13 protein-coding genes are annotated in these 13,521 nt (G+C 43.7%); 3 read left to right on the top strand and 10 right to left on the bottom strand.

Annotated elements, in window-relative coordinates; all coding sequences use genetic code 11:
- Positions 1-37: 37 nt before the first annotated feature.
- The 7 genes from RIG66_RS12045 to RIG66_RS12015 form a co-directional block, all read right to left on the bottom strand.
- Positions 38-1,507: a Fic family protein gene (locus RIG66_RS12045; RefSeq protein WP_446378310.1), complete on the bottom strand. Its 1,470-nt coding sequence runs from the start codon at positions 1,505-1,507 to the stop codon at positions 38-40.
- 114 nt (positions 1,508-1,621) lie between these two features.
- Positions 1,622-1,759, bottom strand: a complete 138-nt coding sequence (locus RIG66_RS12040) for a hypothetical protein (protein ID WP_446378308.1) — start codon at positions 1,757-1,759, stop codon at positions 1,622-1,624.
- A 44-nt stretch (positions 1,760-1,803) separates the two neighbouring features.
- On the bottom strand, positions 1,804-2,088 hold the full coding sequence (locus tag RIG66_RS12035; protein ID WP_446378306.1) for a hypothetical protein: 285 nt from the start codon (positions 2,086-2,088) through the stop codon (positions 1,804-1,806).
- On the bottom strand, positions 2,078-2,374 hold the full coding sequence (locus tag RIG66_RS12030) for a BrnT family toxin (protein WP_446378304.1): 297 nt from the start codon (positions 2,372-2,374) through the stop codon (positions 2,078-2,080). The genes RIG66_RS12035 and RIG66_RS12030 overlap by 11 nt, the downstream gene beginning before the upstream one ends.
- 25 nt (positions 2,375-2,399) lie before the next feature.
- A complete protein-coding gene (locus tag RIG66_RS12025; RefSeq protein ID WP_446378302.1) occupies positions 2,400-2,621 on the bottom strand; it encodes a hypothetical protein in 222 nt (73 codons plus the stop codon).
- Positions 2,622-2,751: 130 nt separating this feature from the next.
- A complete protein-coding gene (locus RIG66_RS12020; protein WP_446378300.1) occupies positions 2,752-3,537 on the bottom strand; it encodes a PEP-CTERM sorting domain-containing protein in 786 nt (261 codons plus the stop codon).
- A 520-nt stretch (positions 3,538-4,057) separates the two neighbouring features.
- A complete protein-coding gene (locus RIG66_RS12015) occupies positions 4,058-4,387 on the bottom strand; it encodes a hypothetical protein (RefSeq protein WP_446378298.1) in 330 nt (109 codons plus the stop codon).
- Positions 4,388-5,111: 724 nt separating this feature from the next.
- Between RIG66_RS12015 and glcD the strand changes: the two genes are divergently transcribed.
- Positions 5,112-6,584: a glycolate oxidase subunit GlcD gene (glcD, locus tag RIG66_RS12010; RefSeq protein WP_446378296.1), complete on the top strand. Its 1,473-nt coding sequence runs from the start codon at positions 5,112-5,114 to the stop codon at positions 6,582-6,584.
- Between the two features lie 450 nt (positions 6,585-7,034).
- Positions 7,035-7,853: a hypothetical protein gene (locus RIG66_RS12005; protein ID WP_446378294.1), complete on the top strand. Its 819-nt coding sequence runs from the start codon at positions 7,035-7,037 to the stop codon at positions 7,851-7,853.
- A 162-nt stretch (positions 7,854-8,015) separates the two neighbouring features.
- Here the strand turns inward: RIG66_RS12005 and RIG66_RS12000 are convergent, their stop codons facing one another.
- Both RIG66_RS12000 and mnmH read right to left on the bottom strand, forming a co-directional pair.
- A complete protein-coding gene (locus RIG66_RS12000; protein WP_446378292.1) occupies positions 8,016-8,912 on the bottom strand; it encodes an Rpn family recombination-promoting nuclease/putative transposase in 897 nt (298 codons plus the stop codon).
- Positions 8,913-9,188: 276 nt separating this feature from the next.
- Positions 9,189-10,235 carry a tRNA 2-selenouridine(34) synthase MnmH gene (gene mnmH, locus RIG66_RS11995; RefSeq protein ID WP_446378372.1) on the bottom strand — a complete coding sequence of 349 codons (1,047 nt, stop codon included), beginning with the start codon at positions 10,233-10,235 and terminating at the stop codon, positions 9,189-9,191.
- 154 nt (positions 10,236-10,389) lie between these two features.
- On the opposite strand from mnmH, the gene RIG66_RS11990 reads away from it, so the two are divergent.
- Positions 10,390-12,033 carry an adenylate/guanylate cyclase domain-containing protein gene (locus RIG66_RS11990; RefSeq protein WP_446378290.1) on the top strand — a complete coding sequence of 548 codons (1,644 nt, stop codon included), beginning with the start codon at positions 10,390-10,392 and terminating at the stop codon, positions 12,031-12,033.
- Positions 12,034-12,231: 198 nt separating this feature from the next.
- Here RIG66_RS11990 and RIG66_RS11985 read toward each other — a convergent pair whose 3' ends face one another.
- Positions 12,232-13,473 (bottom strand): AAA-like domain-containing protein, encoded by a 1,242-nt coding sequence (locus RIG66_RS11985; protein WP_446378288.1) that lies wholly within the window; start codon positions 13,471-13,473, stop codon positions 12,232-12,234.
- Positions 13,474-13,521: the final 48 nt, after the last annotated feature.

The following is a 13,521-nucleotide window of genomic DNA, read 5'->3' as shown; positions in this document are numbered from 1 at the left end:
CGCGTGTTTTGGGATGAGGAGTGCGATCGCTATTTTTTTAGAGACTCTTGTTCCAATATTCTAACCCTGTCAAAATCACATCCTCTAACCACTGTTTGAAGCGCTCTATCAAATTGCCTCCTTCGTCGTCAGCATAAGAAAACTGGAATGGAGAATCGGTTAACGCTTGAATCTCACTAATGTTCCATTCACCTTCTTCTGTATTATCTCTATAGTACGCACAGGCAGAGCATACCAGCAAACCACGATACTCATGCCCCAGAACATGAAACGATAGTAAAATTGTCATTGAGGTTTCTACATTAATAACCAACTGTATCCAAGTATGATAATTACGGAGATTAGCAAAATATCCTAACTGTTTAGCTGTCTCGACAACTTGGTAACGATGATAGTAGGAACGATTGTCTCCAGCAGACGCCGTAACGGTAAACACTTCAGGTTCATCAACTAAACCTTGAACAGATAGTTTGATTTCATTAGCGACATTTTGTAAGCGATTTGAGGTAATCTCAAATAAATTGGCAGCAAAACCTTCCACTTTTTGATTTCGCGCTTGCAGAGATTCTGATTTATTTTGCTTTAACTTTTCAGCAATAGAAGCAATAATTACCTGAGTCCGTCGTGTCTCCGATAAAACTTGCTCAGATAAACCAAGACTACGGATAAAAGCTTGCTTTTGACTCTTGGTAAATAGATTAATCAAGCCTTTCAAATCACCTTGGTCAGCTTGTTCTAATGCCGCAATATAAGCAGCACGATCATCACGAGTAAGAACCAGGGGGAACCATCCCGCCTGAATAAAGACTAAGCTGGCAAGACATCGAGCCACTCGACCATTCCCATCTTGAAATGGATGAATTTGAGTAAATCGATGATGCAACCAAGCTGATTCGATTTCAGGAGGAATCTTCTGGTTTCGATGGTGATGATGCAATTCAATCAATCTATCCATTTCCGATGCCACTTGTTCTGGAGGACAATACTCATGAATCGTCCCATTTAGCCGCATCGGATTATTCGGTTGTTGCTTCCAGTCACCTCGTATGAGACGAACGCGAATGATTTGCCCCGTCTGTGGAACTAATGCCTCTGTACTATCTTGGCTCTGAGTTAAAACCTGGTGTAATTGCTTGACATAAGATGTGGACAAACTTCTCTGCCCACCGACAAAATCAAATAGTCCTTCGATTGCCGTTTCTTGATCTTGAATTAAAGACACGACTTGTTTTACCGGACGATCTGTTGCTCCATGAGGAATCAGAGCTTCGTTAATTCCTTGTTCAATTAAAAGGCGAGTTATTCCTCGATCTATAGTGTATAACCGCTCAATAATTCCTGTTTCGATGGCTATCTCTCGGCGTAGCCTATCCATAAACGTTTTGAACTCACCCGATGTGCGAAGACGTTCTGCTTGTTCATCCCAAACAGTGACTAAGGGGGGTAACTCAGCACTCGCCAAATTTTGCCAGCTTGATGGTAAATCTTCTATCGGTTGCCACTCCATTGGTGAATATAACCACAAGTGAACCTAAATAGTATAACGCTGAGTAACTTGAGAGGGCGCAAGCCTTGCGCCCCTACCCAAAGGGGATACGATGTTACTCTTGAACGATAGAAGTTACCACATCCGCATCGAAAACACCTCAAACGGTGCATCAGGCATCCACTTTCCAAAAAAGCGCTGGTGATAGCAACAGCGATAGAGTAAGACTGAGAGAAGGTGGGCGATCAGCTTGAGGAGTGCGCTCCCTTGCATCGCATGTTTTGGGGTGGAGAGTGCGATCGCCTCTCTAATCAGATTCAGTTTTGAGCCACTTCGCTGAGTGCTTCATGAATCACATCATCACTAACGCCGCGACGCTTTAGACTAGCAATTAAAGCAGAAACCGTATCTCCTTCTAATCGCTCAAGATCAGCTCGTAACCCCTGACCAATATAAGCACGAATTAAGGGTTGATAACCCGAAAACCCCAGTAATGGAGCCACCCGCTTGAGATCCTCGACCACATCTTCAGGAATGCGAATAGTGATACTGGTCATCGGACGGTTTTTATCCAATCGTTTTTTCAAGGCTTCAGGTTTCATAGTAGTCACGCTCCTTTCTCGTTGCTTTACGAGCCGAAATAATCCGAATCATGTCATCATCCCGCTCAATATGAACCACATACAGGAGATTCCAGCGTTTATCCAAACCAATGACAGCATCTCGCGCTTCATCATTGCGACTCGCATCAACGACAACTAAAAAGGGATCGAAGAAAGCTTCTGTAGCCTGTTGGAAGGTAACACCATCATGCTTGGCAGGATTTTGCCGCGCCTTCTGTTCATTCCAAACAAAGGTGATGCCGTTGAGTACGAAATATACGTCCATGCCTCTAAGTGTAGGCAGGATGTATTTACATCGTCAATACACTTTCAACTGAGTGGATGGGAATGTCAATCGACGACTTACCCGATGATATCGATTGAGGCGGTATCAGTTCATCCGGTGGCTCAAGACTAGGCAGCAATAGGGATAGAGTAAGACTAAGAGACGGTGTGCGATCGCGTGTTTTGGGGTGGAGAATGCGATCGCCCCTATTTTTCGTGAGTCCGCGTAGGCGGACTTTGTTTGTCAAGCCGCGATTTTAATCGCCGGGGTTTAAGGGTTTAAGTGCGATCGCGCTTACCTAACGATCCCAAAAAAAAGGGGTTGGAAGTATATCTAAACTTCTAACCCCATCAACCAGCCGATTAACAATTAAATACTTAGCAAGACTTGCGGCGACGCGCTGCGGCTAAAGAACCCCCAATCAAGGCTATACCTGCTAGCGTACCGGGTTCGGGGACAGATACGTCACCATTATCATCAGGATCACCATTGGAAATTCTATTCACCAGTAACTTGTCAGAACCCTCTCCAGCATTAACATTCTGGAAACGAGCCACAGCGCGAAATTCTTCGCCATTAAATAAATTCGCAAACGCTTGTTCAACCGCTTGTGCATTATCAGTTGTATCGAGGATGAATCTAACTTGTGCAGACTTTCCTGGATTGAGTCCACCATTTGGGTTTCCACCACCAAACGTTCCTGAGCCAGCAACGCGAATACCAATGTCAAACACATTTTGACCACCAGCACCACTAATTACCGCAGAACCTTCTACACTATCTGAAGTTAAACTGGCATCTCCGAAAAGCCGAGTAAAGGGACTGCTCAGAGGATCGTAGGTGTAGGATGAAATTGAATCAGATACATCAAATCCAAAGGCGACGAAATCTGAATCAGTTGCTCCTGATCCGAATAAACTATCTAGTTGACCTGTGGTATTGAGTAAAGTTAAATCTAACTGAACACCACCCCCGGCGACATCCACGAAATCGAAGTCTACCTGAGCCGAAGCGCCTGTGGCTGGGTCATTGGTTGAGGTGCTGGTGCTATCAAAGTTAAGGGTTAAGGCTTGTGCGGCGTTAGCTGCAACTAAAGAAGACGCGAGAGCAATGCTTGTAGCGAGTAAGCCGGAACCCAGTAAACCAGAGGTGAAGGTTGTCATGTTCTTTTACTTTACTTGTAGGACTAGAAAATGCGTTGGACTGTTTTAGGATGGCAGAAGAATCAGCACCTGGTTCTTATTTACTACGTTACTGACTGTTTGACGGTGTTGTCTATAAAAAGTGTCCAACTTTATGGAAACTTTAGTAAAACGTATTCATTTATAAAGCCATGATAAATGAAAAGGAATAAAATACAGTATATTGCCTCCGCCAATCCGTTTCATCCGTAAAAACACCTAAAAATAAATCCCTTCCTTACTCCTCTAGAAGGGCAGGTTTAGTCAAATCCTTGGACATCGACAGAACGTTCTCAGTAAAACCCGACCCTACAGCTTTGCTCCTTCAAAAACAAAAAAAGGGTAAGAAGCATTATTTAACTTCTTACCTCTATCAGCTAGGGACATCGGTCAAGAAACCGGATTTCTGGGGGTGAAACTTGATATGGAGTTGTCATTCTTACGAGAAACCCGGTTTCTAGGAATACTTGACCGACGCTCTAGCCGACAAACATGGCAATATTTAGCAAGACTGCCGATAACGTGCGGCTGTGGCAGCGATAGAACCAATCATTAAGGCAAAACTTATTAGCATAGTGGGTTGGGACGTAGAACCATGATCATGATGAGGATTATGCTCAGGAATATGAGGCATAGTGCTAATGGAGAATCTTCTATTTGCTTCATTTACTTGAGCGGAAGCGTCATGGGTAAGTGTATTTGTTGATGTGCTGGTGTTATCCAAGGAAATAGCTGAGGCTTGTACCGCGTTGGCTGAAACAAAGCCAGACATGAGGGTAATGCTGGTAGCGAGTAAGCTGGAGCTTAGGAGACGTAAAGGTAGTTGTTTCATGTTCAATAGAGGGGGAATAGGTTTAGAAAACTTAGGGTACTCTGACTTAAAAACGTAATAAGTAGTAATCCCTTATAGTTCTCTACTTTACTGAATCCGTGATTGTCTTGTCTATAGAGATTGAAGGATTTTACAGAAGATTCAGCAAGGCTTATAGATTTGTAAATTCTAAGTAAATATGAATTTCAGTTTAATTTATGTTGAAAAAATGATAAATTTAAAAGTCAAGACAAGTAAATTTATGGGATTCTTCCGGACTTAGTGTGCTAAATACGGAAGACCCAGAGCTATGCGCCGCAAGAGAGCTTGCATTCCGAGAACTATGGAAAGAACGAATACGGGAAGCATCTTCAGCCAAAGTGACGTCAAGAGTCCAATGAGCTTGGTTTTCAATCCCCGGCTCTGATGTCAAGTACATTTTTTGTCGGTAGTCAAGAATCTGAAACCCCCTATCTATCACCCTTGCTAGAGACAAAAACGGCATAAAGCGAGATTCGTTACGGGTTACAACAAAGGTTGACTAATGAGGTAAGGTATGCGTAGTTGAAATAAAAGCCTTAATTCCCTGAGAATAGTATTTTATCAACCTTTTTTTGATGAAGGACGAAGGGCAGGTTTTGTTGATGGGTTATCGGTTGCAGGTAAACTGAATGCCAAAACTCGCCCCTACCGTCTAAGCGTTTAATGTTTAACTTCCCCGTAGCGGTACTCGTGAAATCGACCTATGTTGACCCAAGCCAAGTCCAAACGGAACTGGAAACCCATTATCAAGGAATTTGAAGCAGCTATTGGTAAAAAGGGTGTGGTTCGCCGCAAGGAGGAATTACTCACCTACGAATGTGATGGATTACCCAGTTATCGCCAACGTCCAGCCTTGGTGGTACTCCCCCGCACCACGGAACAAGTGGCGGCTGCTGTAAAACTGTGCGATCGCTATAATATCCCTTGGGTGGCGCGAGGTGCAGGGACAGGTTTATCGGGCGGGGCTTTACCCGTAGAAGATTGTGTCTTAATTGTCACCGCCTTGATGAAGCGCATCCTGGATGTTGACCTAGACAATCAACGGATTGTGGTTCAACCGGGAGTCATCAACAACTGGGTGACTCAAGCCGTAAGTGGTGCCGGATTCTATTATGCCCCAGACCCCTCCAGTCAGATTATATGTTCCATTGGCGGTAATGTGGCTGAAAACTCGGGCGGGGTTCATTGTCTCAAATATGGTGTGACCACAAACCATGTTTTGGGTTTAAAACTGGTAGTTCCCGATGGGTCAATTGTCGATGTCGGTGGCACCATTCCGGAAATGCCGGGATATGATTTAACCGGGTTATTTGTGGGTTCCGAAGGCACATTAGGAATTGCCACAGAAATTACGCTGCGAATTCTCAAAACCCCAGAATCCATCTGTGTGGTTCTGGCAGATTTTACCAGTATAGAAGCTGCCGGTGCTGCCGTTGCCGATATTATTGGTGCGGGGATTATTCCAGCCGGAATGGAAATGATGGATAATCTCAGCATTAATGCGGTAGAAGATGTGGTGGCGACAGGGTGTTATCCCAGAGATGCGGGAGCGATTTTGTTAGTGGAATTAGATGGGTTAGAGGTAGAAGTAAGCACCAACAAAAAGCGTGTGACTCAACTCTGTCAACAGAATGGAGCGCGAACCATTACCACCGCCAGTGACCCCGAAACGCGGTTAAAACTATGGAAAGGACGCAAAGCAGCATTTGCGGCGGCGGGACATCTGAGTCCCGATTATTTTGTCCAAGATGGGGTAATTCCTCGGACACAGTTAGCGCAGGTACTTAAAGACGTTGAAGCCTTAAGTGAAAAGTATGGCTATCGGATTGCCAATGTTTTTCATGCGGGAGATGGCAATTTACATCCTTTGATTCTGTACGATGAATCAATTCCCGGTGCATTTGAGCAGGTAGAAGAATTAGGCGGGGAAATTCTGCGACTTTGTGTGAATGCGGGTGGAAGTATTTCGGGGGAACATGGGATTGGTGCAGATAAAAACTGTTTTATGCCCGATATGTTCAGTGAAGCGGATTTGGAGACTATGAAATGGATTAATCAGGTGTTTAATCCTAAAGGCTTGGCGAATCCCGGAAAAGTATTTCCCACGCCTCGCACCTGTGGCGAAGCCGCCAATGCTCAAAAGTCAGCCCAGTTTAAGGATGTGGAACGGTTTTAAGGTTTGTACTAAGTTTGTAGTAAGCGCTTTAGCGCTATAAACGCTCGCATCTTACGACAAACCTCTAAGAGGTACTTATGTGGGGCGCAAGCCTTCATCCGTGTCAACTTAAGGTGAACATCAATGATAGTAAGCCTTTGGGTTATGTACCGTTTCACCCTCATCCCCTAACCCCTTCTCCATCCCCCCTAGCCCCCCTTTGATACTGCTGGCGAATTTAACATTCTGCCCTAGAATGACCGAAATACGTTAGAGCGGCTAACGATTTTATTGGATTTCACGCTCTTTTGTAACATTCGCCAGCAAAGTCTCCCTTTGAAAGGGGGGAATAAAGAGGGAATCAAGGAGGGTAAAAGAAGGGCGGGTTTAGTGACGTTAAGGGTTGTCTCCAAAATGTTATCAGTAAAACCCGCCCCTACACCTCCATAACTCCGCCTCCACTCCTTTAATATGAGCCAACAAAAATTCGCCAACAGTATCTTTCCGAGTTCCTATTCCCTAGTCCCAGTTAACTATTTTTCGAGAAAATGTTGGCAATTAAGCTTAGGTTTACTATGGATATTTGTACCCAGTTGGGGTAACACATCTTGCCAAACGTTAGACACAATCCCAACCCCAATTCCCGAAATAAACCTGACGGCTCAATCTGAAACCCCATCAAACTCAGCCGCCCAGGAATTGGAGTTAAATCCAGAGATTATCGAGAATAGTCCCGTATTACAACGCTGGTTGCAAGACGTACCCAATGTTTTAGAAGAAATACACCATGACCCCAGTTTTCGCACCCGCTTCCGGTTCGGCTATTCTCAGTTTCCCTCAACTGAACAAGCGGGGGGATTGAATATCGGCGTCGAAGATATATTTATCAATCGTAGCGGTTTCACCGTCAGTGGGGATTATCACACCTCATTTAATGGCGATCGCGAAGCGTTTGGTGTAGACTTGCGGTATTATCTGCGTCCTTTGGGAAATTATGTAAATGTGGCTCCCCTGGTGGGTTATCGCTATCTGGAGTCGAATGACTATACCACAGATGGCGTAAATCTCGGTGTGAAATTGCAGTTGGTTTTATCTCGCACAGGTGCGGCTGATATATCTTTAACCCAAAGTTTTGTCTCCCCAGGGAGTGAGGATGAAGTCGGTTTAACCACCTTGTCAGTTGGGTATGCGGTTACCCCAGACTTACGCTTATCCACCGATATTCAGAAGCAAAACTCGACAGAAGAAAAAGATAGTCGAGTCGGGATTATACTGGAGTGGATGCCTTGATTTTGCAGCGTTAATATAACCATGTTGTAGAGACGTTGCATGCAACGTCTCTACCAAATGATACCAAAACCGGGTTAGCTACCCCTGTTATAAACCAGTCCGCGCAGGCGGACTTTGTTTGTGTAGCAGCGATTTCAATCGCCTCCTCTTGCTTTAAGCTGACTATCTCTCCATCAACCAATTTTCCAAATCTTCCAGACTGTCGAACTCTAAAAAATCTTCTCCTAAACTTTCCAAATCTTCAATAGATAAATTTTGAACTTGACTGCTTGTTTCCATCGGTATTTCTCCAAAACGCTTTTTAAGTTGTCGCATAATTAATCGCGATTCTCCTTTTTGCTCACCTTTTTGTTCTGCATAAATTATCCGCCCTTTCTCGTCTTGTAACATCATCCCCCGCCGATCCACTATGTCTAATTCTTCCACTGTCATATTGGCTTGGCTAGCCAGATTTAATGCCCATTTTATTTCCGATACTTCTCCTAAACTCTCAGGAATATCCTCCAACATCGCAGCTTCTCGCAGAAAATAAATCCACTTATCTGTCAAACTCGTTAACTCGGAGAGAGTTTTCTTGAACTTAGGTAATTCGACAAAGATTAGCTGTAATTCCTGATTGAGAATCTCAAACTTTTTCTCCCTCTCCTGAAACACAAATTGATTGATGACATCTTCTGTTTCTTGAAAGAGGATAAAATCTGTAATAGTAACTGCCATGGCTGGATTAAGCCGGGGGTAATCTTCTCCTTTAACTAGCTGATTTGCATAAGCTTTTGCCAAGTTATAAGCCACCCTTTTGTTGAAAGCAGTCATTGATGCAATTTGCATTTCTATGACCACAATAGAGCCATCAGCTAAAACGGCTTTAACATCTAAATAAGTGTCTTTTAAGCTGAGTGTCTGACCGGGATTGTAGGGGTTGACGATGGTTAAGTCTTTAATAACTTGATCTCCATCATAAACAATAGCATTCAGAAAGCTGATCAATATCTCTTTGCTTTGTTCTGATCCAAATATTTTCTTGAAAGCATAATCTACTTTTGGGCTTATAAATCTCATACTTTACTCCTTTGTTTGTCAATATTTATTTAATATAGTGTTTTCAAATTATTCATGGAACCCAATGCCAGTTTCTCCTGGCACAAAAAACAGACGCATCTTTCTCCTGCTATTGCCTATTGTCTATGACACACCGAGCGAAGCGTTCGACTGAGCGCTCACGCCGAAGTCCGAGGTGTTGCCTATTCCCTTTTTCCACTCTCGTGAGTTTCACATCTCATAAGAAAATGCTATACATTTTATGCTGTCCCTGACATACTTCCATACCTGCCCTCATTACTCAACCTGCTCAAGCAACGCTTCTACGGTAGTATCCGATACCTCATCAATCTCTATAATACGTGAGGCTTCTTGGTACAGATGCCCAATGGAACGACGGTAGGCTGGATCATAGTGGTGACTCAGCAATTCTCCGACTAATGTATGCCATTGTTCGGTGTCAATTAAACGATACCAGCGCCGAATTGTTTGCCCACCGTAGCGTGATTTCAAGAACCCTAGCTTGCGTTTCAATACGTCGGGATGGCTGATGAAGTGGGGATACTCTTGCAGCAGCCGTTTTATTCTTACCGCTTGGGGGAGTTGAATTTCAATACAGTTCGCCTGCTTCATTTGTTGCCAAAGGGAGGGGGGCAAATAACGCTGTCCAATTTTATTGCTTTCGGCTTCTACCCAAATCGGCTGACTGGGGTCAAAGCGTTGTAATGCCAACAGGAGTAAGGATTCAAACTGTTTTTGCGACGGTTGAGGGGTTGGTTTATCTTGCCACTGTTGACCGAGTAGGGAACCGCGATGATTTGCCAAACCTTCTAAATCAACGACTTGGACGCCGCGTTGCGCTAACTGGTGTAAAATATAGGTTTTCCCGCTACCCGTGAAACCGGATAACACCTGAAATGTAAACTGGGGCGGTAACGTTTCGAGTTGCTGGCGCACATAAGTGCGGTAGGTTTTATAGCCACCTTCTAGAACAGTCACTCGCCAGCCAATTTGATTTAAGACGCCAGCCAGACTATGAGAACGTTGACCGCCACGCCAGCAGTACACTAGGGGATGGTAGTCTTTGTCTTTAGCGGCAAAGTGAGACTCAAGATGTTGAGCAATGTTACCAGCAACCAGGGCAGCACCCAGTTTTCGGGCTTGGAAGGGGGAGACTTGCTTGTAAAGGGTTCCCACTTTCGCCCGTTGTTCATCATTGAGGACGGGTAGGTTGATCGCTTGGGGCAGATGATCGTCAGCAAACTCACTGGGGCTGCGAACATCAATAATCTCAGTATAGGTTTCTAGCCAGGGTGCTTGAGTGTATGTGAGCGATCGCGCCATGCTGATTTGTCTAGAGTGGTGGATAAAGTCCCGATTGCCAACCTTTTCTAGTGTATCGGAAGCCTCAGGTGGGAGATTGACCACAAGCGACTGGGAGCAAGTCTCCAGCATTCGCTATCTTAAATGAAATGATCATTAAGGGTGAGGATGGGGCGTGTCTTACTTAATTTACGATCCCGATACTCCTAATCAAAAAGTTTATACCTTGGAGTCGGGGATTAATACCATCGGGCGTGAAGACGATAACACAATTGTCGTACTTCATGGGTATCTCTCTCGTCACCATGCCCAAATCGTTATTTGCTCAGACTCAGACAGTGCCACACTGACGGATCTGCAAAGTCTCAATGGCACGTTTGTTAACGAGTGTAAAATAGAGGAATGTCAAATCAAGCATGGGGATTTAATTCGCTTTGGTAGTGTGTTTTTCAAATTTGTGAAAACCTTTCCCACTCCTCAACAAAAACCGATCAATGAGGATACCTCGAATCTTTCGATTCTCCGGCAGGTTGCGCCTGAGAAGACGCGGATTACGATGCGAGAATTACTGCAACCTGATAAAGCAGAACATTCAGTTTTAAAACTCCGCGACCAAGATGCTCATCAGCGTTCGGTTGATAAATTGCAAATTTTGCTAGAGGTGAGCAAACAGCTTTCCTCTCCTGAAGAATCTGACCGACTGATGCAAAAAATTTTGGATCTGTTGTTTGAGATCATGCAGGTGGATCGGGCAGCGATTTTGATGGTTGATGAACAGACCGGAAAACTGGAACAGAAAGCGGTAAAGCTGCAATCTGATTATCAAGATAATACTCAGTTTTACAGCAAACGGATTGCTAATTTTGTTCGCAAGCAAGGCAATGGCATCTTAACGGATGATGCCCGAATTGACACCTTGTTTAATGATTCCGTCTCGATTCTCAAACAAGGGATTCACGCCGCGATGTGTGTTCCGCTCAAACCGAGAGATACGGTTATCGGTGTTTTGTACGTGGATAACTTATCGATGACGCATCTCTATTCTGAGGAAGACTTGGAGTTCTTAACTTGTCTGGCAAACCAAGCCGCGATCGCGATTGAGAATTCTCGCCTTTATACCCAGATGGAGGCGGAGGCGGTGATGCGGGATAAACTAGAACGGTTCTTTCCGCGAACGGTGAGTCGTAAGCTGCGGGAGGAAGGCAATTTAGAAATCGTTGATACGGAAGTAACAGCGCTGTTTGCGGATATTAGTAACTTTACCAAAATGTCTTCCCAAATGGAACCTCGGCAAATTATTGAAATGCTGAATGAGTATTTCCAGGTGATGGTTGAGGAGATTGTTTTCCCCTATGAAGGAACATTAGAAAAATATATTGGTGATGCGTTGTTGGCGGTTTGGGGCGCTCCCTATCGCAAACCCAATGATGTCGATTTAGCTGTAAAAGCAGCGATTGATATGCAATGGGCAGTTCGTCGTTTAAATCAAGTATGGATTCAACGCAAAAGACGACCGATTCAAATTCACATCGGCTTAAATACGGGGAATGTGGCGGCGGGAAATATCGGTTCGGCAAAACTGATTCAATATGCCACGATTGGTGATACCACGAATGTGACCAGTCGGATTTGTAATTTAGCCAAACCCAATGAAATTTTAATCGCTCAAAGTACGTTAGATAAACTCAATGACCGAACTATTCCTGTAGAAAAAATGCCGCCAATGCGAGTGAAGGGAAAAGCTAAACCGTTAGATTTATATCGAGTTTTATGGTACAAAATTAATCAGGAAAAGGTAATGCAAAATGGAGATAAGTAGATAGGGGCTGCTGAATAAGTGTTGTGGGGGGTAGGGAGCTGGGGAAGCAGGGGAAGTAATGTAGAGACGTGCCATGGCACGTCTGGGAGCTGGGGAAGATGGGGAAGATGGGGAAGCAAATGACAAATGACGAATGACGATCTCAGCCGTTAACTTTAATTGTCCCCACCTACTTAATTGTCCCCACCTACTTATTGGTTAGAGGTTAAAGTAATTCGTAAAATAATCCTGATATAATTGACAGCTTACCTTGACTTGATTAAGATCTAAAGTAATTAATCCTAGGCTTTTCAACTCAAACATAATCTCTTCGTTTAAAAATGCCGGGGATAATAATATCTTTTTAAATGATTCACTTAAATCAATATTCTGTTTGATTTTTCTAGATAAATTGCAAAGATGCGGCTTAAAAATGGCTTGATAAACACCCGGATTTGAAACCAGTTCTTTCAAAGGCAAATGGTGCTGTAAGCCATGATAAAAGCCTAGTCTAATCAGATAAGGATATCCGCCTGTGAGCAGCATTAACTGGTGCAATTCAGACGGCGTTATTTTAAGTCCATGCCGTTGGGCTAACTCTTCGACTTCACGCTGATTAAACGGGGGTAACTCAATTGGCACACCGATATTAAAGGGAGATTGATTTGCTTGTATCGGAATATAAATATCAGTGGAATGAACCAGAATAATTCGCAACTTTTGCCAAATCGCTAAATCTTTTCCCTTTTCATGCCAGTGACGCAATAGAACCAGAAAATCACGGGAAAGGCTTTGATATTCAAACATTTGATTAATCTCATCTAATCCCAAAATTAGCGGACTATCAAGGTTGTTCAAAATATGTTCTTGAAAATAAAGGGTACAACTGACTAATGTGCCAACATCTTCATCCCAATACTCATTTAATTTAGAGTCTAATCCTAACTGCTGGGTAACATTCGCGCACAGCCAGCGCAAGAATTGATTCGTAGACGCCAATCGGCTAGTTTCAAGTTGGTTTAAACTTAAGCGCACAGTCGCCCAATTCTGGGTTTTTCCGTAAGCAAGAATCCGACTCAGGAGAGACGTTTTGCCCATTTTACACGGGGCTTTGATGCGAATCAGTGCGGCTTTCTTGAGAATTTCTTGATAACAGGTTTGCTCAAGGTTATGCCGTTCAATGTACAAAGGAGAGTTGAGCGGAACTTGTCCTTCTGGAGATTCTGAACGTAACGTCTCTATACCCGTAGCGAGATGCTGGTTTTTAGGAATAGAGGCATTTGGAATTTTTTGTTCGAGGACAGCACGGCAATTTGTTCGATTAACTTTTTCTCCGAAAACCTCTGATATTAATTTCCATAGATTTGGCGCAACATGTTGACGGATATATTTTTCAGAATAGTGATTTTCACGAGCAATTTGTACATAGGTTTTAGGGGTTTCATTTAATGATTCTTGCAAGACAATTTTTTGAATGAACTAAGCGTTTTTCCGGTTTTTTGATGAATA

The sequence above is a fragment of the Coleofasciculus sp. E2-BRE-01 genome, assembly GCF_040221695.1.
Lineage (GTDB): Bacteria > Cyanobacteriota > Cyanobacteriia > Cyanobacteriales > Coleofasciculaceae > Coleofasciculus.
This window is presented reverse-complemented; position numbering and strand designations above follow the sequence as displayed.

Coding starts and splice junctions, on each gene's coding strand:
- RIG66_RS12045 (WP_446378310.1), bottom strand. CDS start 1,507: ATGGAGTGGCAACCGATAGAAGATTTACCATCAAGCTGGCAAAATTTG.
- RIG66_RS12040 (WP_446378308.1), bottom strand. CDS start 1,759: ATGCAAGGGAGCGCACTCCTCAAGCTGATCGCCCACCTTCTCTCAGTC.
- RIG66_RS12035 (WP_446378306.1), bottom strand. CDS start 2,088: ATGAAACCTGAAGCCTTGAAAAAACGATTGGATAAAAACCGTCCGATG.
- RIG66_RS12030 (WP_446378304.1), bottom strand. CDS start 2,374: ATGGACGTATATTTCGTACTCAACGGCATCACCTTTGTTTGGAATGAA.
- RIG66_RS12020 (WP_446378300.1), bottom strand. CDS start 3,537: ATGACAACCTTCACCTCTGGTTTACTGGGTTCCGGCTTACTCGCTACA.
- RIG66_RS12015 (WP_446378298.1), bottom strand. CDS start 4,387: ATGAAACAACTACCTTTACGTCTCCTAAGCTCCAGCTTACTCGCTACC.
- glcD (WP_446378296.1), top strand. CDS start 5,112: ATGTTGACCCAAGCCAAGTCCAAACGGAACTGGAAACCCATTATCAAG.
- RIG66_RS12005 (WP_446378294.1), top strand. CDS start 7,035: ATGAGCCAACAAAAATTCGCCAACAGTATCTTTCCGAGTTCCTATTCC.
- RIG66_RS12000 (WP_446378292.1), bottom strand. CDS start 8,912: ATGAGATTTATAAGCCCAAAAGTAGATTATGCTTTCAAGAAAATATTT.
- mnmH (WP_446378372.1), bottom strand. CDS start 10,235: ATGGCGCGATCGCTCACATACACTCAAGCACCCTGGCTAGAAACCTAT.